This window comes from Methylobacterium sp. Leaf113, from assembly GCF_001423325.1.
Lineage (GTDB): Bacteria > Pseudomonadota > Alphaproteobacteria > Rhizobiales > Beijerinckiaceae > Methylobacterium.
Map to the genome: position 1 here is coordinate 23995 of NZ_LMNJ01000020.1, position 20374 is coordinate 44368.

12 protein-coding genes and 1 pseudogene are annotated in these 20374 nt (G+C 62.5%); 4 read left to right on the top strand and 9 right to left on the bottom strand.

Annotated features, from left to right (window positions below):
* Window positions 1-222 precede the first annotated feature (222 nt).
* Complete coding sequence (locus ASF60_RS13545) at window positions 223-1500, bottom strand: cation:proton antiporter (RefSeq protein ID WP_056185601.1); 1278 nt, start codon at window positions 1498-1500, stop codon at window positions 223-225.
* A gap of 259 nt (window positions 1501-1759) precedes the next feature.
* Window positions 1760-2284, bottom strand: coding sequence for a hypothetical protein (locus ASF60_RS13550; RefSeq protein ID WP_244478423.1), 525 nt, complete (start codon window positions 2282-2284; stop codon window positions 1760-1762).
* Window positions 2285-2555: 271 nt separating this feature from the next.
* Between ASF60_RS13550 and ASF60_RS13555 the strand changes: the two genes are divergently transcribed.
* A complete protein-coding gene (locus ASF60_RS13555) occupies window positions 2556-4511 on the top strand; it encodes an AI-2E family transporter (protein WP_056185606.1) in 1956 nt (651 codons plus the stop codon).
* A gap of 238 nt (window positions 4512-4749) precedes the next feature.
* Here ASF60_RS13555 and ASF60_RS13560 read toward each other — a convergent pair whose 3' ends face one another.
* Window positions 4750-6303, bottom strand: coding sequence for an O-antigen ligase family protein (locus ASF60_RS13560; RefSeq protein ID WP_156634091.1), 1554 nt, complete (start codon window positions 6301-6303; stop codon window positions 4750-4752).
* A 221-nt stretch (window positions 6304-6524) separates the two neighbouring features.
* Window positions 6525-7955 carry a phosphomannomutase gene (locus ASF60_RS13565; RefSeq protein ID WP_056185611.1) on the bottom strand — a complete coding sequence of 477 codons (1431 nt, stop codon included), beginning with the start codon at window positions 7953-7955 and terminating at the stop codon, window positions 6525-6527.
* 658 nt (window positions 7956-8613) lie between these two features.
* On the opposite strand from ASF60_RS13565, the gene ASF60_RS23745 reads away from it, so the two are divergent.
* Both ASF60_RS23745 and ASF60_RS13575 read left to right on the top strand, forming a co-directional pair.
* Window positions 8614-9663 (top strand): glycosyltransferase family 4 protein, encoded by a 1050-nt coding sequence (locus ASF60_RS23745; protein WP_162241318.1) that lies wholly within the window; start codon window positions 8614-8616, stop codon window positions 9661-9663.
* A gap of 547 nt (window positions 9664-10210) precedes the next feature.
* Window positions 10211-13279, top strand: a complete 3069-nt coding sequence (locus ASF60_RS13575) for a family 16 glycosylhydrolase (RefSeq protein ID WP_156634093.1) — start codon at window positions 10211-10213, stop codon at window positions 13277-13279.
* A 59-nt stretch (window positions 13280-13338) separates the two neighbouring features.
* Here the strand turns inward: ASF60_RS13575 and ASF60_RS26195 are convergent, their stop codons facing one another.
* Together ASF60_RS26195 and ASF60_RS26200 are read right to left on the bottom strand one after the other, a co-directional pair.
* Window positions 13339-14064: a glycoside hydrolase family 16 protein gene (locus tag ASF60_RS26195; RefSeq protein ID WP_443136761.1), complete on the bottom strand. Its 726-nt coding sequence runs from the start codon at window positions 14062-14064 to the stop codon at window positions 13339-13341.
* A 95-nt stretch (window positions 14065-14159) separates the two neighbouring features.
* A pseudogene (locus ASF60_RS26200) lies at window positions 14160-15351 on the bottom strand (hypothetical protein); the annotation flags it as partial.
* 610 nt (window positions 15352-15961) lie between these two features.
* Between ASF60_RS26200 and ASF60_RS13585 the strand changes: the two are divergent.
* Window positions 15962-16330 (top strand): hypothetical protein, encoded by a 369-nt coding sequence (locus ASF60_RS13585; RefSeq protein ID WP_056185619.1) that lies wholly within the window; start codon window positions 15962-15964, stop codon window positions 16328-16330.
* A gap of 116 nt (window positions 16331-16446) precedes the next feature.
* Here the strand turns inward: ASF60_RS13585 and ASF60_RS13590 are convergent, their stop codons facing one another.
* The 3 genes from ASF60_RS13590 to ASF60_RS13600 all read right to left on the bottom strand — a co-directional run.
* The gene (locus tag ASF60_RS13590; protein WP_056185621.1) at window positions 16447-16833 is read right to left on the bottom strand and encodes a hypothetical protein; all 387 of its coding nucleotides are present in this window, start codon (window positions 16831-16833) and stop codon (window positions 16447-16449) included.
* Between the two features lie 65 nt (window positions 16834-16898).
* Complete coding sequence (locus ASF60_RS13595; RefSeq protein ID WP_162241319.1) at window positions 16899-17882, bottom strand: polysaccharide biosynthesis/export family protein; 984 nt, start codon at window positions 17880-17882, stop codon at window positions 16899-16901.
* A 692-nt stretch (window positions 17883-18574) separates the two neighbouring features.
* A partial coding sequence (locus tag ASF60_RS13600) for a glycoside hydrolase family 16 protein (RefSeq protein ID WP_156634095.1) occupies window positions 18575-20374 on the bottom strand: 1800 nt, incomplete at its 5' end.

Genomic DNA, 20374 nt, shown 5'->3' on the forward strand with positions numbered 1-20374 from the left:
GATCGGGACACAGGATGTCGGATCATGTCCGGCAGCCTGGAACGACAATCCGACCCTCGTCGGACCTCCTTGCTGGACGGCACTTGCAAACTGGATCGTGCATCGAGACGGCTCGGCGTCGTCCCTCTCCGTTCAATCTGCTGCATGGTTTCCCTTGGGTTCGGCCGCAAAGCGCCGAGCCAAGGTCAAGCAACTGCGTTCCAATCACCCGGCCCCACGGGATCAGCTTTGACACAGGCTCAGGTCGAGTTGGGCGCTTTCCGTGTCCCGCCCCATCCGTCGATCGAGGGCGCGCAACACCGGCGTGACCGTGACGCCGTGCAGGAGGATGGAGATTAGCACGGTCAGGCCGGCCGTCGCCCAGAGCAGATCCGCCTCCGGGAACGTTGCATGGCTCATGGCGAAGGCGAGATAATAGACCGTCCCAAGGCCACGAATGCCGAAGAAGCTGACCACGGCGCGGTCCTCCCGGGATCGCCCGCTTCCCAGAAGACCGATCCAGCACGCCAGGGGTCGAACGACCAGAAGCGCCAGCATGGCGAACACGAAGGCGTGCCACGTGAGAGCCTGGAGCAGGCCTCCGGCAGCGAGCATGGCTCCAAAGCCCACGAGCAGGACCATCATCAGCAGCCGTTCGAGCTCCTCGGCATAGTTGTGCATCTTGCGGTGGTAGTCATGCCCGTGGCTTGACGCGCGCAGCGCCAGGGCTGCTGCAAAGACGCCCACGAAGCCGTAGCCGTCGACAGCCTGGACGCAGCCATAGGCGATGCAGGTCACCCCCAGGGCGACGAAGCCATCCCCCGTTCGGGACAGCTTCGACAGGTTGGGCAGGTGGAAGGTCAGCCATCCCAGAATCCGTCCGATCAACGCGCCGAGGACGGCGCCGACGAGGATCTTCCAGAGCACGTCGACCGCCAACCAGTGCGACCAGGGCACATCCGCGAGGCTGCCGGAACCCGCCAACGCCATCGCGAGATTCACGAACGGGAAGGCGAGCCCGTCGTTCAGGCCGGCTTCAGAGGTGAGGGCGAAGCGCGGCTCGTCCTCGTGGTCCTCGGCCGGATGGCCAACCTGGACATCGGAGGCGAGCACCGGGTCGGTCGGTGCCAGTGACGAGGCGAGAAGCAGGGCTGCCGCGGCGCCCAACCCCAGCAGAGCCGATCCCAGAACGGTCAGTGCCAGGATGGTCAGTGGCATGCCGATGCCGAGCAGGCGCCACGTCAACGACCAGCGCTTCCAGCCGATGAAGCGGTCGATCTTCAGACCGGCGCCCATCAGCGAGATCACGACGACCGCCTCGGTGGCATGTTCGATGAGCTTGAGGTGCGTGCCCGGATGTGGCGTGACTGCGCCGATGGCAGGGACCAGCGACAAGGCCGCACCGATGCCGACGCAGCAGATGGGCAAGGACAACGGCAGTGCCCGAAGCACCATCGGCAACCATGCCGTCAGAAGCACCAGGACACCGAACCCGGCGACGAGGATAACATAGGTTTCCATCGGGAGGCGAACCGCTCTCGATGGAGTCTCGTTCCCGATCGTCGAACCTCTGCGACTCTGGCTCTGGTCCGCATGCTCGCACGTCACCGGCCGGGCGAGCCGGCGCGTGTCAGTGCCGGCGCGGCATGACCGCGTCGCCATTGCGCAGGATGCCGGGTCCCACCGCGTCGCGTGGCCGGAAAACACCGCCCCTCCTGTCCGCACGGAGAAGGGCCGAGTCTCTATGCGGGTCGATGATCACGCTCAGTCAAGCATCGGCTCACACATCCGGGGTCGGAACGACATCGAGGGGGACGACATCGACGGGAGCGACCTGGACGGGAACGACAGCGCGCGAACGCGGGACCGGACGGATCTCCGAGGCTTTCAGGACGCGAAACAGCGCAAAGCCGGCAAGCGCCGCCGCCGCGAAGGTGACGCCTGGACGGCGGCGGACGACGGCATCCACCTCGTCGTAGATTTCACTGAACGTGCGCCGGTTGATGCCGTCGGCGAACTCCTCGATTCCCTCGGCGGCCGCATCGAAGAAGGCCTTGATGTTGGGCTGATCGGAAAAGCCGGACCCACCTGCCCGGATGGCATCCCCAACATCCGACACGACCCGAGACACATCAGCCTTCCGCTTCCCGGCGTAGCCGACCGCCTGCATCCGGATTTCGTCAGCGAAGCCACCGATCGTTTCAGGACTCGTCTCGGCTGAGCCCAGCGGCTGGTCCTTGGCGGTCTCATGCATCGTAGCCCACTCCGCACGACAGGTTTCTGTCAAAATCACACGGGAAAGCAAAAGCCGATCCTTCGGGTTCCATGGGGGCCGATCCCGGTGCCTCCCAGATTCGATCTGGGTACCGCCAAGACTTGAACCGGCGTCTTACGCGACACAACGCACGCGCGTGCCGGGAAAAGGTGACCCCCGCAGAGTGGCGCGGGTTGTCGATACGGGCAGCTGATCAAACCCTCAACGTGAGCGTTGCGATGCGGACGGGGGCTGAAAGCGATCCGATCGCGTTAAGGGGATGTGTCGTGAAGCCAGGCGCGACGGTCCGGGAGTCCTCTGCATGCACACCGACGATGCTGTTGCCGTCCGCCCGCCTGCGCAGGTTCCTCCACCTCTCGTGCCGGGCTTTCGTGGGCTGCTGACGCTCGCGGTCGGCGTGGTTCTCGTGGCGGCGCTGTATTTCGGGCGCGAGGTGTTTATCCCCCTCGTGCTGGCCGTCCTTCTCAGCTTCGTCCTGGGACCCGTGGTCAATCTCCTGAGGCGGATCAAGCTGGGACGCGTGCCCTCGGTGATCGTCGCCGTTCTCCTTGCCCTCGCGGTGATCGGCGGCATCGGCGCTCTCATCGGCACCCAGGTCGCTGGCTTGGCCGGGAACCTGCCGCAGTATCAGGCCACCGTGCACAAGAAATTCGCTGGCCTGCAGCAGGGCTGGCTCGGGGAGGCCAATCGGGTCCTGCAGAAGTTCAACCATCAGGTTCACGACGCCACTCAGAAGGCCGACGCGGCCGGTACCGCTGCGGTGACCGGCCCGGCAGGCGATACGCCCAAGGCGCAACTGGTTCGGGTCCAGGAACCCGAGGTCTCGCCGCTGACCCTGGCTCGGAATGTCCTTGGTCCCATCGTCGAGCCGTTGACCACGATCGGCATTGTTCTTGTCGTGGTGGTGTTTCTGCTCCTGCAGCGTGAAGACCTCCGCAACCGTATGATCCGCTTGCTTGGGTCGAGCGACCTGCACCGGACGACCGTTGCCATGGACGACGCCGCAGGCCGGCTCGGCACCTACTTCCTCGCACAGCTCGGAATGAATGCGGCGTTTGGTTTCATTATCGGCGTGGGGCTCTGGCTCATCGGGGTGCCGAATCTGCTCCTGTGGGGGGTCTTCTCCGCCTTGATGCGCTTCGTGCCCTATATCGGCGCGTTCATCTCAGCCCTGCTCCCCCTTGCGCTCGCGGCAGCCGTCGATCCCGGTTGGGGCATGGTGATCGCCACCGCCGCCCTTTTCCTGGTTGCCGAGCCCTTGTTCGGCCATGTCATCGAACCGCTCCTTTACGGTCATTCCACTGGCCTCTCGCCCTTCGCAGTCGTCGTCTCGACCCTGTTCTGGGGGTTCTTGTGGGGACCCATCGGCCTGATCCTCGCGACGCCCTTCACCGTGTGCCTTGTCGTCCTCGGACGCCACGTCGAAAGTCTGGAATTCCTTGACGTGCTGCTCGGTGACCGGCCGCCGCTCACGCCTATCGAGAACTTCTACCAGCGGATGCTGGCGGGCGACCCGGACGAGGTGCGCGATCTCGCCGAGGCGATGCTCAAGGAGCGCTCACTCTCCTCATACTACGACGAAGTGGCGTTGAAGGGCCTGCAACTCGCGGCCAACGACTTCGGTCGCGGGGTCGTCACGCCCGCACAGCTGGAAAACATCAGAGCATCCTCCCGCTCCCTGGTCGCGGATTTCGAGACCCATCCCGACATCGAGCCTGATGGCGAGGCCAAGGCGTTCAACCCGAAGGAGACTCCAAGCCTGGCCGAGCGCGCCCATCCCAAGAACGAGGCCGTACCGGGTCACGCGCCGTCTCCCGAGGCCTTGCCGGAAGCGTGGCGTGGTGAAGCACCTGTCCTCTGCGTCGCCGGCCGCGGTCCTCTCGATGAGGCGTCCTCGGCAATGCTGGCTCAGCTGCTGCGCAAGCACGGACTCGGCGCTCGAGTCGCCGACCACGATGCGGTTTCACGCGACCGTATCCGTGATCTCGATCTGAACGGCGTGGCGATGGTGTGCATCTCCTACCTCGACATCACCGGCAACCCGGCGCACCTGCGCTACCTGCTGGAACGCCTGAGGCGGCGTGCGCCGAACGTGCCTGTGCTGGTGGGCCTTTGGCCCGTCGGCGAGAAGATTCTCACCGATGCTGCCATTGGTCGACAGGTTGGGGCGGACGTCTACGTGTCCTCGCTGAGGGATGCCGTCGAGGCCTGTCTGAAGGCGGCACGCGGCGAGGCCGACCGTGAGCTTGCGGCCTGATCCGCATCAGGGCCTCGTTCCCAGCGTACCTGAGCCGTTGGCCCCGGGGTTGATGATGCACGCTTCACGGTGGCGTGGAGGGACGCGCTATGGCGCAGTTCGACATGGCCGCTTTATCATGCCAACGCCACAACGACGGAGCGCAGCCAACTCGTCGCAATGATGAAAAGCCCTGACGGTATTCAGAACCACGGCCGGGGCTGTGACGGACTTGGAGAGGCCATTATCGCTCCCCTGATCAGTATCCGCGCGAGACCTGCGTCGTGCCTTCGGGAACCTGTGTCGAGCCGACAAGGGCACCGCCGACGCGGGATGACTGAACGTTGCCTTTGCGAGAGGAGCGAGAGCGTTCCATTGCGTTAAAATCATACGCGTAGACACCGGCAATCGTGAACAGAAGGCTCATCGTACCAAATCCTCCAAAGAGCTGGATATCTTGGTATTGGCTGACGATCATGACTGTGGCGCAGGAGAAATAGAAAACACTCGTGATGTTCGCCGAGTAATAAACCCACCGGTAACACATCAAGAATGTCCACGACAGCATCGTCGCCACGATCAGGAGGCCGAACAGCCCCAGGTCAATCTGGGATTGATAGAACAGATTGTGGAAGTGGAAGCCCATACGACTTTGAACATGGTTTTCGAGCCATAGCATCTCGGCCAGAGGGTTACCTTGGACCCAAAATCCGTTGTAGCCCCATCCCAGCCAGAATTTGGTGGGAATGATTTTGCTGGCCCAATCCCAAAGCACCGTGCGGCCTGTCAACGTCGGAGATTTGCCGACGAGTTGAAGCAATTCACCGGAAAAATTCGAGAGAACAAAAAATCCGACGCCGCTGAATATCACGATGACGATCGAGATCTGCTCGATCGTCGATCGAAACATGCGTCGCGGGAGCAGGAAGGCCAGATAGATCGACGTCATCAAACCGAGGCCGATCGTCAGAATGACGATCATGGCGATCGATTTGGCGGAATAGCACACGACATAGGACAGCGGCAGAATTGCCAGGTAAAACAATCTGATCGGAACGAATCTCTTCGAATCCATCGCATGGTGGGCGCAGCACAGGCCGAACAACGCTCCGATCATGGACATCGAGTTTTTATTGTAGTAGATGCCAGACCAGTTTATTTCGTTGGTCATACTATCAAGAACACGACGATTGACTATAAAACCAAGTAAAATTGCCAAGATCAGGCTAAGAAACATGATATGAACGAATTGTTTGGCGGGGACCAAACGACATAACATGACCCCAAACGCGATCATCAGCACGGCCTGCAAGGCCGTTCGCGCCGTCGATTCCGGGACTGCCGACCATAACGTCGACAACAGAGCGTAGGCAGGAAGCAGAAGTAGGATGGCCTTCTGGCTCTCGAACTCCCGCAAAAATGCGGTTGGATACGCGGCGACGATGACGATCATCACGATGAAGAGGAGATACAAGAAGGCGGAGCCGATCACCTCGTTGTAAATCATTCCATTGAGACAGAGCGCAGCAAACAACCAGCTGAAAACGGACGTTTTCTGCGCCGTGTTCCTATAGGATTGCGCGTGCGTTGGCTGTGTCACTCCGGTTCCCTCTTTGGCAGCAACGCTCATCGACATCAGACCCGCAAATTCCCAGGAGCGACGAGGCTCGTAGCGTTGGGCACCCCTGCCTGTATCCAGGCTGCCCTTCGACTGCACAATTCGTAAGATTTCAGACCGTCGGCGACAATGCTCGCGGCGGATCACGTTGTTGCTTCTAGCACATCGGTCGATGAGGCTGATACCCTGCGCCACGTCCGAATCGCGCGGGCGGACGCGGCGTGAAGCCTGATTTCGAAAGACTCATCAGCACCTTGCCGCGCTCGACCGCGCTACCGAGAGCGCGGCACCGGGAGCGCGATACGGGGACCCGCAGGAAGGCTGTGGGACCACGCTCTGCCTGCTTCAGTGGAAGCCCCGCCCAAGGGCGAGGCTTCGTGTCTCGCCTCCGGCTGGAAGGGGCGGCGCTGGATCCCTCACGGACGCGCGGCGGCCGATGATGTCATGGCATCCGCTGCTGCGGACAGTCCCCACCGCACCAGGTCTTCAGCTTCGACCGAGGTGTTGGCCTCCGCGTAGCACCGCAGTTCCGGTGCATTCCCGGAGGCGCGGAAATGGAGGGTCCGCCCGCCATCGAGTTCCATGCGGACGCCGTCCTGGGTATCGACCGCGCGTGCGGCTCCGATGGGTTGCAGGAAGCGGCTTCGGAAGGTCTCCTGGCCGAGTTGCTGCAGGAAGGCGCTGCTGTGTTCAGCCGGCGTTTCCGGCAACCGATCGCTCGCGGTTTCCCCGGCATTCAAGGAGGCCACGAGCCCGGCCAGCGTCAGGCCGCTCGCGCGCGTGGCCGCCAGGGTCGCCAGGATCGGCAGCATCGCGTCACGTGTCGGTAGGGCGGCCAAGGTCCGGCCGTTCACCTGGGCGTCCGACCCGAGCAGGAACCCACCATTCGCCTCGAAGCCGACAACGAGCGCCGAACCGTCCTCCTTGGCCTGCGCCATGCCGGCGATGACGAAAGGCGAGCCGACCCGTGTGCGGACCACACGGCTGAACCCACCCGCACGCTCCATGGCCGAACCGGCCGTGACCGGAACCACAACCGTGTCGGCGTTCAGGTAGCGGGCTGTGATCAACCCGAGGACGTCCCCACGAACGATCCGGCCGGCTTCGTCGGCCACCAACGGTCGATCGGCATCGCCGTCGGTCGTGACGAGGGCGTCGTAGGTGCCGGAGGACATGGCATCGCGGACGAAGGCAATATCCTCCGGCCGATGGGCTTCGGTGTCGATCGGCACGAACGTCTCCGAGCGGCCGATGGCTGTCACCTGCGCTCCCAAGGATTCGAGCGCGTCGACCAGCACATCACGGGCGACGGAGCTCTGTTGGTAGACGGCGATCCGCTGTCCCGCGAGGGCGTCCTGCGCGAACACATCGCGATAGCGCCGGAGGTAGCGGTCTCGGGCACTCGATTCCGGTGTGGCGGGAACGATCCCCATCGAACCCACTGCCGAGACGTCCCCGAGAGCATCCAGGATCGCGACTTCGTCGGCCTTCGTGATCTCACCGTCGGGGCGATAGAATTTCAGCCCATTGCGGTCCTGAGGGATGTGGCTGCCGGTCACCATCACCGCGCAGCTCCCGCGGCGCAACCCTTCCAGCGCGAGAGCCGGCGTCGGAAGCGGACCGCAATCAATCGCCGTAAACCCTGCCTCGGCGGCAGCGGCGGCGACGGTCGCGGCGATCCCTTCGCTGCTGTCGCGCAGGTCGCGTCCGATGACAACGGTGCGGTTGTCCCCAGCCGTAGTCGCAACAGAACGAAAGAAGGCGCGGGCGTAGGCGTAACTCGGCCACCCGACGAGGTCGGTGACGAGACCGCGTAAGCCGCTCGTCCCAAATTTCAGACTGCTCATGATGTTTTTACTCGCAATCGGCGCGCCGGCGCTTTCGGTAAGAGTGCAAACGCCAGCTTCTATGGAAAGCCGGGCGCCTCCTCAAACGGTGCCATCCGAAACGCGTTCATTTTACGTCGCCGGATCGGACTGCATCTCTCGTTCGACACGCAAGCCTCGGACGGATCGCGCGCCAATCGTTTTCGACCCCGGTTCTCGTTCGACGGCATCATTCCGCACGTCTGCCATCCGACGGGCCGGGATGTCTGGCAGGTTCCGCCCCGGAGGATCGCCGACGGACTGCCGTGGAGTGAAGCTCGATATCCGCCGCAGCGCGAGGCCGTCCGGCGCCGCAATCGGGCAACGGATCGTCATCTTCGCTTGTCTGGCGTCAGAGTGCCGAGACCGCGCTGCACGCCGGCGTCAGATTTTCAAGAAAGCCGACGCGCTGCCTGAGATACTCAGATTTGGCAGGAACTATATTTTCCGTCTGTGAGCGAGATCGCAAACAAGGGAAGCTTTGGAAGGGCAATTCCGCCATCTGAGTTCATTTCCCAGAAGCGCGAAAACTTGCAGCTGCTTTTGCCGTTGTGTTGCAGTCCTTTGCGACATATGGGTGATGCTTCTTGGGGCTCACGGCCAACCGCCTGCGTGCCATCCCGCAAATCAAGGTTTTTTCATGCGCAGTGCAGTCTTGCTTGGTAAAGGTCGCTACGCTGATGAAATTCGCGGCTTTGAAGCAGAGGACGGCCCTCGCACAGAATTCATTACCGTTGCGCGCAGGATCGACGCGAAGGTTTTTTCGTTTGCTACGGCTCGGTCGGAGCGGAGTGCTTTGTTCGGGCGACTGTTTGGCCGAAAGCCAGTCATTGGATCAGTCGTGAACTTCGTCATACAGGCTGGCTCAATCGATCGGTGCTATGTGACGGGCGAGGATATCGGGATCGTTGCGGCAATACTGCTGCGATTGAGAGGATGGCAGGGAAAATTGTATTGTGTTTTCCATGCAATGACCCCGAAAAAAGCAAAAATACTTAGGCTTATCGGTCACAAAATGTTTGGTGTCTTCATTGTGGTGAGCGAGAAGCAGCGACGTCTTCTCATCGAGGAAGGCAACGTGCCGCCCGAGAAGGTCCTCACGGTTCACAACTGGGTGGATGATCGGTTTTTTCATCCGCGCGACATCGCGCGCGCGGCCTCACCAGGGGCAAAGGTCGTGATGGCATGCGGTGCAGAAAATCGGGACTATCCAACCCTGGTTCAGGCGATGAAAACCGTCGATGCCGATCTCAAACTCTTCGCCCATGGATTTTATGGGACGCATCAGGGCACCGTCGATCCATCAGCACAGGATCGGATCAAGCTGATGCCGCGGGTGTCCTTCTCGGATCTGCTTAAAAGCTATCAGGATGCTGACGTGATCGTGGTTCCGCTCAACGAAGTTGATTACGCCGCGGGCGTCACCGGCCTCGTCGAAGCCATGGCGTGCGGGAAAGTCGTCGTGGTCAGCGCAACGGCGGGTTTGGACGGCTATCTCGACGGCATCGACCCGACGCTGCTCGTGAAGCCGCACCAACCGACGGACCTCGCGCGGGCTGTCTCGAAAGCCCTGGTCATGGCCGACGACCCGGCGCGCCAAGATGGCTCTCGTAATCGTGATTGGGTCGTGAAGCACTGCAGTCTCGATAACTATGTACAAAAGGTCGCGAATTTGATGGCGGCGACTTAGATGGTTTGTCTCAGGGCTGGGTAAGGTCACTTTTGTTTAGAATCGGTCGCGGTTCTGCCGCGGCTCGACTTTCTTCGTGTCCGGGTGTGGCTGCGTCAGGGCACCGGTCTGCGAGCGTCAGAGACGCTTCGAGAAAGCCTGAGGAGGATCCCCTTGGGGGTTCGTTCGGTCTCTGACCAACGGGGACGCCGGGGCGCCGGGCTCATCCCTCCGCAAGACCGACTGACCCGGTTGCGCCACGTTGACACAGTTCGAGACGAAAATGCTCCCGAGCCCAGTTCGGGCCAAGCATTTGAAGAATCGCTGCAATTGATGAGGGCCGTAGTCCAGGCATTGAGTAGCTCTCGCGGCGACGCCGCCACAATTTAGCCGCACCCAGCAACAGGCCGCCCAATTTACTACTTAGGCCTAGGAATTGCGAAACTATTCGTGAGCCCACGACGTTATGGTGGAAACTGAGGGGAAGCCCTGTTAACGACAGGCCAACCGCACTTCCCAGCCTCTGAGGAACACCGCATTGGCAACCCTTGATTATGCCGGCAACCCGATGCCGGAGAGCGGCCCACGGACAACGGCGGCCACCTTTGGCTCGGTCAAGGGTACGACCTATATGGGGACTGCCGGGAACAATGCGTTCCGCAGCACAGCCAGCGATGTCACGTTCGTCGGGGGAGCGGGCGACGACGCCTACATTATCGCCGCTGCGAACACGAAGATCGTCGAGAATGCCGGTGAGGGCACCGACACCGTCACGGTCTATGGCGGGCGCTACACGCTGGGCGATAACCTCGAGAACCTGAACTTTCAGGGTGTGGGGACCGGTTTCGGCAATGCAACTGCTAACCTCATCGTCGGCAACGCGGACGCCCAGACCTTCGACGGAGGCCTCGGCAACGACGTGATGACGGGCGGTGGCGGCGCCGACGGCTTCGTGCTGACCAAGGGCACCGGGCATGACGTGGTCACCGATTTCGTGTCCGGGATCGACCACATCCAGCTCAACAACTATCCGCAGTTCGCCAGCTTCACGTCTCTTCAGGCCGCCATGACCCAGGTGGGCGCGGACGTCGTGCTCAACCTCGGAGAAGGCGACAGCCTGACCCTGCGCAACATGACGGTCAGCGGCCTCAAAAGCGCCGATTTCTGGCTACCGGTCGGCTCGACCAACCTGACCTTCGCCGACGAGTTCGACAGCTTCACCAGCAGCCCCAATGCGGTCTATGGGACCGATGGATGGCGCACGACCTTCTCCGATGGCAGCCGGACCATTTATTGGAATGGCGAGCGTCAGTACTATGGCGATGCGACGGCCGGACAGAACCCGTTCTCGGTAGAGGACGGCGCGCTGAAGATCACTGTCTCGAACGGCGCCACCAACGATCGTGGCTTGCCCTACAATTCCGGGCTGATCACCTCCGAGGCGTCATTCTCTCAGCTCTACGGCTACTTCGAGATTCGGGCGCAGATCCCGTCCGGGGCCGGCTTCTGGCCCGCATTCTGGCTCCTGCCCGCCGATGGCTCCTCGGGAACCGAGCTCGATGTGCTGGAAGCGCTTGGGTCGGACCCGGCGACCTACTACGCCACCTTCCATACCGACGCGAGCGGCAAGTCGATCGGCAACACCCAAGCGGTCTACACGACCATGGATCTGTCGAAGGGCTTTCACAGCTACGGCGTCGATTGGGGGCCGAGCGAGATCAGTTGGTACCTCGATGGCAACAAGGTGGCGAGCGCGCCGACTCCGGCCGACATGCATGTGGCGATGTACATGCTCGCCAACCTGGCCGTCGGCGGATGGGGTGGAAACACCAACGCCGCGACGACCTTTCCGTCAACGTATGCGATCGATTACATCCACGTCTACGAGAACCAGTACACGGTCACGGAGAACGCTGACCCGATCGGAGCGCCGATCGTGTCCGGCACGGCCGCACAAGGTCAGACGGTCCAGGCCCTCCGGGGTACGCTCACCGATGCAGACGGGGTTCCGACGACGCTGCGCTATCAGTGGCAGCGCGACGACGGACACGGCAACTGGGTGACCATCGACCAAGCTCAGGGCCGTGAGTACGTCCTGACCCAGGCCGATGTCGGACATGATCTCAAGGTCATGATCCGTTACGCCGACGGGCACGGCATCGTCGAGCATGTCGTCAGCAGCAACACCATCGCGGGGGTTGCGAACGTCAATGATCTGCCGACCGGGCAGCTGGCCCTCGCCGGCATGCCGACACAGGGTGAAACCTTGACGGCTTCGCTCGGCACCCTGGCCGATCTGGATGGGTTGGGAACTCTGGCGTTCCAATGGCAGCGCGACGATGGCGCCGGCGGCTGGACCAGCATCGCTGGAGCAACCGCGGACCGCTACGTGCTCGGCCAAGCAGATGTCGGCCATAGCCTCCAGGCCGTGGCAAGCTACTTTGACGGCTTCGGGGCCTCCGAGGAGGTGTTCAGCTTCCAGACCACTCCGGTCGCCAACATCAACGACCTGCCCACCGGCTCACTCGCCCTCTCCGGCACCGCGCGGCAAGGTCAGGTCCTGACAGCAGCGCCCGGGACCCTGGCGGATGCGGATGGGCTCGGCGTGTTGAACTACCAGTGGCTGCGCGACGATGGGAAGGGCGGCTGGCAGACCATCACGAGTGCGACGAAGTCGACCTATACCCTAGGTGCGGCCGATGTCGGTCACGCTGTGCAAGCCATGGTGAGCTATACCGATGGCATGGGGACGGCGGAGTCGGTTCGCACCACAGCCTCGGGAATCATCGCCTCAGATGGGAGCGTGACGCCGCCACAGCCGACGGCGCCGAGCGGCACAGCCGGGAAGGTTTTCGATGTCGGTACCGGCTCGACGGCCCTGACTCTGCACATCAGTCAGGACTCGATCCAGGGCAACGCGCTTTACGCGGTCTATGTCGACGGCAAGCAGGTCGGCACCACGCTCACCGGTTCGGCCCTGCATGGGCAAGCCTTCGACACGGTGAACGTTCATGCGGACCTCAGCGCCGGCAAGCACGCGATCGCCGTTCGCTACTTGAGCGACAGCTGGGGCAGTGCGGGAGACCACAACCTCTATGTCGAGAGCGCCGTGGACGCATTTGGCAATGCGCTGACCGTCACCGGCTCCGCTCTTCTCGACGTTGGGAACGTCGCGCGTGCGACACTGACCACGGGCTCGAGCACCGGTACCGTATCGCCACCCCCGCCGCCGCCACCACCCCCGCCGCCACCCGCCACCGAAGGGGTCAGCAAGACCTACGATATCGGAACCGGCAACACCGCTCTCAAGCTCTACGTCAGCCAGGATGCCGTGGTCGGTAACGCGCTCTACGCCGTCTATCTCGACGGAAAACAGGTTGGCTCGACGCTGACCGGGTCAGCGCTTCATGGTCAGGGCTCGGACGTCGTGAACTTGCATGCCGATCTGAGTGCCGGGAACCATAACCTCGTGGTTCGCTACCTGAGCGACAGCTGGGGCAGCACGGGCGATCACAACCTCTACCTCGACGCCGTGGTTGACGCCGGCGGACGTGCGTTGGCCGTTACGAACAGTGCGATGCTGGATACCGGCGCGACGGCCCGGGCGATGCTGCACTTGGACTACGATTTCCACTGACGAACAGTGCGTGTCTCCGCGTTTCATCGCGGGGACACGCACTCGATAGCTAGTTGGTCTCAGTGGATGGCGTCGTTGGCCCAGACCCGGACGTAATCGACGTCGAGGTGCGTCGTTGGCATGGAGGTATCGTACTTGCCTGGCCAGCTCCCAGTGTCACCCACCGCCAGGTTGACCAGCATGTACATCGGCTTGTGCATGTCGGCCGGTGTTGCCATCTCGGCCACCTTCGCACCGTCGATGTACCATTCCAGCGTGTCCTTCTGCCAATCGACCCCGAAGGTGTGGAATCCTTCTGTCAGATCTGCCGTCTGCACCGGCGTACTGGTCAGCCTCTGGCCGGCGACGGTGGAATGCACCGACGCGTAGGCGGTGTCCTTGTCGTGGCCCAGGAACTCCATGACGTCGAGTTCGGTCGTACCTGTACCGTCGGCGTTCAGCATCCAGAAGGCCGGCCACATGCCTTGGCCCGCCGGCAGCTCGGCACGGATTTCGAAGTAGCCGTATGTCTGGGCGAACGACTTGGCCGTGGTGAGCACGCCCGAGGTGTAGGCCAGGCCCAGCGGATTGCCGTCGTGATCCGGGGCCGCCGTGATGCTGAGGACGCCGTTCGAGATCGAGAACGGGTTCGTGCCCACCGAGCTGTCCGAGTAGTACTGCGCCTCGTGGTTCGCTCCTAGCGTCCGATCCTGGCTGCCGATGCCGTATGTCGTCTTCCAAACGGTGCCGTTGCCATTCGCCGAGGCGCTGAGGGCGTTGAACTCCTCGGCGAAACTCAGCTTCATGCCCGGATGCGACGGGTCCGCTGGCAGGGCGAAGTCGCCGGCCTTGAGGTTCGTGAGTGCCACGTTCTGCAAGGTCAGCGTCTCGCCGCCGCCGNTCATGCCCGGATGCGACGGGTCCGCTGGCAGGGCGAAGTCGCCGGCCTTGAGGTTCGTGAGTGCCACGTTCTGCAAGGTCAGCGTCTCGCCGCCGCCGAGCGCGATGACGGTGTCCGACCCGACCTGACTGGCTGCCATCTTTAGCTCGGCGAAGCTGTGCAGGTTGACCCCCTCCATGCGGACCTTGTCCACGCCAGAGGTGAAGTCGGTGATGACGTCGCTGCCCTCGCCCTTGGCGATGACAAAGATATCGGCCCCGCCGCGGCCGGTCAGGATGTCGTTCCCGGCCTTGCCGTTGAGGGTCTGGGCGCCGCCATCGCCGGTGATCATGTTGTTGAGGCTGTTGCCGGTGCCGCTCTTGGCGTTGCTGAAGCTCAGGTTCTCGACGTTGTCCGGCAGGGTGTAGTCGCGCCAGGCAATGATGACCGTGTCGACGCCGCCGCCGGGCGCCTCGACGACCTGATCGCTCGACTGCCAGATGTGGTAGGTGTCGTCGCCGGCGCCGCCCTTCAGGACAGCATTGCCCTTGTCCCAGCCCCAGATGTCGTCGTGCCCGGCCGTGCCGCTGAGGGTCTGGACCGCATTGTTAGCCTTGATCGTGTGGGTCGGCGTGGCACTCGCCCGGGCTGCCTCGCCCGTCCCCGATGATGGCGCAACGACGACGGGCGGCTGTGAGACAGGCGTCGTCGTGGAGTTTTCGAAGACGACGTCGCCCGACGTGAGCGCCTCTCCGGCATGGATGGCGGTGAAGCGGCCGACGGCCGTGCCGTTCTCGCGGATCTCGTAGGTATGCAGCGTGCCCTGCGTGCTGATCTCGACCACATCGGCATCGGCGGCAAAGCCGCGGAACACCAGCGTGTCGCCGCCGGAGATGCCGGCCCCCTGGAAGTCGGTGATCCGGTCGAGGGCCGTGCCCGTCAGGCCGGCCGAGCCGGACAGATCCGCCTTGCTGAACACGAAGCGGTCGGCTCCGGCTCCACCCGTCAGACTGTCCACGCCGAGCCCGCCGGTGATGACATCGTTGCCAGCGCCGCCGTTGATGGTGTCGTTGCCCAACGCCCCGATGATGGTGTCGGTCCCATCCCGACCGGCGATCAGCTGCGCGCGCGTCCCGCGCGATGACAGATCGATCCGGTCCGCACCGGCTGTACCGGAGGTGTACTGAGCCGTCGAAAAGACTGTATCCGCCATTTTTGCCAATTCCCCCTTATGCTTTGCGGGGGGTAATACCCAAAGATGGTTAACGATAGGCTACAAGCCAGATAAATGAGAATATCTGACTGGTTCTCTCCAATTCTTGATTGCAGGGCTGTGAATTTAGTCTTCACGTCTTTGTGTTAAGGAGTCTATTCAGCGACGACATTGCAATTTTAAGTGTGTTTATTCATGCGCAACAACCCGGAGGGCCGATTCGGCGATTTCTGGCGGCGATCACGCAACTCCCTGGCTCGTCCGCATCATGCGGGGTCCGAAGCCTTCGCGCGCAGCCTCTGTGGCGCGGCTCCCCCATTCGTTCCGGCGCTTGCGGCAGGGTTGTCGGGCTGGCAGAGCGTGTGCAGATCGCCATTGCGAGGCCAGTTTCCGAAGCGTTTGCCCGCCACTCAATCTTCCGGATGACACGGGGTTCGACACCGATCTGCTTCGCCGGCAGGCTTGGACTGCGGGACACACGCCTGACAACTCGTCCCCGCTCCATCGCAACCGGACCCCTTGCATCCTGCCCTCGCTGCCCTGTCTGCGGGGCGGCAACGGTCTGCTAAAGCTTATGAGTCCAGAGCCGACAGAGAGGGAGAGGCCAGCCATGGCGGCGAGATGCGTGTTCGCCAGAGGGCAGCGCAGGACCGGGTTCCGGCCGCTCGTCTTCGCGGCCTGTCTGATCCTTCCCGGTATCTCACACAGCGCTCTCAGCGATCATCGGCGCCGCCACGCGCTGGAGGGGCGCTGGATCGGTGACGACTATACGCTGACGATCGATGAGGATGCCGTGCAGGCCAATCGCAATCCGACCCGGCCTTTCGAATGGGACGCGCTGCATATTCTCAATACGACTGAGAATATGATCGTCTTCGAGCTTGGCGGCGATCGGTTCGTCGGTCTGCTCGAAGGAGAACGGATGACGCTCAGCCAGATCGGACGTCCCGGCTACCATGTGCTGACCCGTCAGCGGTGATCCGTTCGTCCCGGTATAGGCACGGCCACCCTCGCGCTACGGCACGCCGAGCATCGAGCGCAGAATCTCAAGAATGAGACTTTGTTGGCCCGGTCTCGCTCGGCGCCCCTAGGCAGTCAGCGCTGGATGATGACGTCCACGATCTGAACCTGCTTCTCCGGCAGGCCGCTATCGAATTCGAGGATCGTCGTATCCTCACCTGCAAAATCCGCAGCCGGACGGTAGAAAATCGCCAGGACCGGGAAGGCGCTGCCGGCGCAACTTCCGCCAGAGGCCGGAACCTGAGTCTGGCCCGCTCCGACGATGATCGTGCCATGGGTCGGAGGCTGGACGATTCGGACCGGCGGGGTCCGTTCGGCTTTGCAGTCCGGGGTGATGCTCCCAAACAAGCCGATCCGCGCATCCTGTCCGGCCTTGCCGTCCACCGTCCGGCGGACCTCCTTGGCCTGAACGCTGCCGATAAGCACGCCGCTGAGAAGGAGTAGGCTCAGAAACCAAGGCATGCCCGTGTCCCTCGTCTCAGTATCGGTGTGACTCTGACGCGGCTCTCACGAGAAAGCCGTCGATCCTACCGGACGGCCGCGGCCGCACTCGCATTGCCGGTCAACCCTGACAGGGCGGTCGTGAAGCGCTGAAGTCCGGCGGACGGCGCTTCCGAAACGAAGATGATATCCCGATTGCGGATCGCGAAGTCGTTTGCCAGGAACAGGGCATCCGGACGGCTCATATCCGTGTTGTAGATCGTCGGGATCCACTCGCCGGTATAGCCCGCGAGGTCAACGTTCAGGTCCTCCAGAACCTTGCGCGACTCGACCCGATAAAGGAATACGGCGCGCGGGTCCGCCCGCGATGGATCGAGGCCGCCGGACTTGGCTGCGGCCTCGGCCAGGCTCATGGTGTCGTTCTCGAAACTGAAGCGACGATTGTTCGTTCCGCCGATGGATCCGGGGGCCGGGGTCGCTCCGAGCGTCAGGTAGAAGCGTGGCTCCTTGGTCAGGAAGACCGTGTCGCCGGGCTCGAGGTAGGGGTTCTGCCCCGGAACCTTGATCACGGCGCTCAGCAGGGCCTGGGTCGTCCGGTTGTCCCGCTTGAGCGTGACGATGGTTTCATAGGGGGGACTGCGCGGACCGCCGCTCCGGGCGATTGCATCGAGCAGACGAAGGCCGCCGGGATCGATGTTGACCCGGTTCGGCAGCGTGACGTCACCCAGAACGCTGACGTTGCCGGAACGACGCTCGCCGATGGACACAACAACCTGCGGCTCCACGGCGCGCTGGTTGAGGCGTGTGGCGATCTCCTTGGACACCTGCTGTGGTGTACGCCCGGCCGCCTGGATGCGGCCTGCATAGGGGACCGTGATCGTTCCGCTGGTTTCCACCTGTTGCGGCGGGATCGCGACGAAGTTTCCTCCGCGCGAGGTTCCACCCTCGGGAGCGATGAACAAGCCGCCGGCCGATGCCTCGAAGATCGTGATGTTGATGATGTCGCCGATGCCGATCACCCCCTGCCGGGCGGTGGATCCTGCCGGGACACGGGCAAAGCGTGGACCCATCGCCTCCGTGTTGGCGTTGGCCGCCCTCAGAACGGATGCGTTCAGATCGAGAACGACGTACCCGACTGGAGGCGTTGGCGCCGTCTCCAACGCCGCGTTCGCTCGCACTTCGCCCCGGTTCGGGCCATCGCTGGAAACGAAGGTGCAAGCGGACAAAGCGGCCGAAACGCAGAGGGAAAGGGCCGCGAAAACGAAACGCAGGCGTCCACCCTGACGCGGGGCGGCGTCGTGATCCTTGGCGGGGAATGCCATTACCGCAGCACCGATCGAACGTGAATGAAAGCTACGGCGCAAACACCGCCTCCCGGAGATACGCCCGAAGCCGGGCCGAGTAGGGTCGTCGCGCCACAACTAAAGCTATGCCGCCTGGATGTCTTCCGGATTCGAGTTTTTCGCTCCACGGAAGTGTGAAGTGGTGTTGATACAACACAGACCTGCGCCGATTTCGACGGCATTTGCGCTTGATCGCCCAAGCTCAAACGGGTCGATGAGGAACCCTCCCGTCGGACGTCGGAAGCCTCCGAATGCTCCGGAGCCTGAGCCTTTCGGGCGCGACAGCCGAACGCGCCTTCAGGGTCTGATCCGAGGATGGCATCAGGCACGAACTTCAACACAGGCTCCAAACCATCAGAATGCAACACCGGAGTCTTGGTCGATCTCGACAACCGGAGTTGGCTTCCGAGTAATACCGGTCAGGTGAACCAGAAGTTGTCCTGAGTCAGCGCAGTGTGACTGACGCCCTGAAGCGTGATGCTGTCGGTCGCACTGATTTGAATGACCGTATCCTGGCCAACCGTCTTGAGGGCTAGTTGAGACATGTTTGTGGCCACGGAATGGTCGATCGCGATGACGTCGTGTCCGATTCCGCTGCCGGGATGGAAGCCGACGATGGTATCAGCGCCGGAATCTCTTTCGAACAGGAAGGTATCGCCTCCTGCGCCCTTCAACGTATCGGAGGCCTTCGCTGTGGATTCGATCGTCAGATTCCCCTTCAGGCCGGTGATGGCGTGCGATCCATCTTGGAAGGTCAGATCAATCATGACCGTCTTACCGGTCGCGTCGATCTGTTCGTGCTTGACGGCGAAGCTCTTTCCGTCGGGCGAAAAGGTGTAGTTGTCTTTGGTTTGGTCGCTGTGCCGAACGGTCTCATAGGTCAGGACGCCGGCCGTGAAGATCTTCAGCTTGGCGATATCGGCGGATCCTGGCGTATAATATGTATATTCCGAAGTTTTGAGATTATCGACGTATTTGGTCTCGACCATCTTGTCGGCCGAATTAATGGTTTGCATAGCGACAGCGCCAGCGTTATCGAAGAATGTGCTTGTCTTGATGCCGGTCTGCTTATCGAAGGAAAACTCCCAGTCCTTCGAGCCGTCGCTATGCGTCCGACTGGTGGACATCAGGGTTCCGGCCGCATCGTAGCTGTTGGTTTCGGCGACATACGTCTTGCCGACGATGTTGGTGAGCAGGACGTCCTTCGTCCGATCGGCATGGACATGCGTTTCGCTGACGACGGCGCCCTTGGCGTAGACCAGCGTCGTGCTGGAGCCATCCACCTTCGTCTCGACGGAGCGCGTGACTTGGCCGTCGACAATGCTCGTTGTCGCCGTCGATGTCATCCGACCGAGGGCATCGTAGCTCACCACGCTGATGTTGTTTCCGGCCGTGGTCGTGACTGCAAAGCTGTAGCCGTCCTTGATGGCGGCCAAAGCCTCCTTGCTGTCGGTCAGGAGGCTGGTCATGGCTGCGACGGACGCGACCGGGAGGACGTGGCTATCGGACAGGTAAATCGCCGCCAGTTTTCCGGACGCCTGGAGGGCCGGCAACTGGGCGACCACCGACGATGCTGTGCCGACCACGATCAGAACTTCGTTGCTGACCGCTGATGGACCGACCTTCGCCGTCAGCATGTGGCTGCCGGCCCCGAGGTCTTTCAAGGTCACCGCGAAGGCACCGGTCTTGTCGTCGGCCTTCGTGGTCGCGACGATGCTGTTGCCATCGTAGATGGTCACCAGCGCGCCGCCACTGGCCGTTCCCGCCAGCTCGCCATCGGCCGCCCCACTGGCGGCCCGGGTGAGCCCGGCAAGCTTGAACGCGCTGATGGTGACCGGCACTCCGGTGTCCGGGGGCGTGAGCGAAGGCGATACCGGGCTGGCATCACGCTTGGTTGTGTAGGCTCGCACATAATCGATGAGCATGTGGCCTTCGGCAGGCGTGGTGGCGTCTGTGGCCCCGGGCCACGAGCCTGCATCGCCGACGGCGAGATTCAGCAGCATGTACATCGGCTTGTTCATGTCGCTCGGCGTCGCAAGCCTGGCGACGGCGTTGTTGTCGACGTAATAGGTGATGGTATCCGCCTGCCAGTCGACGCCGTAGGTATGGAACCCCTTCGAAGTGTCGATTCCGAAGACGGTCTGGGTCTCGGTCACATTGGGACCGCCGACCTTGGAATGGGTGCTGGCGTAGATCGTGCCCGGCTCGTCGCCGAGCAC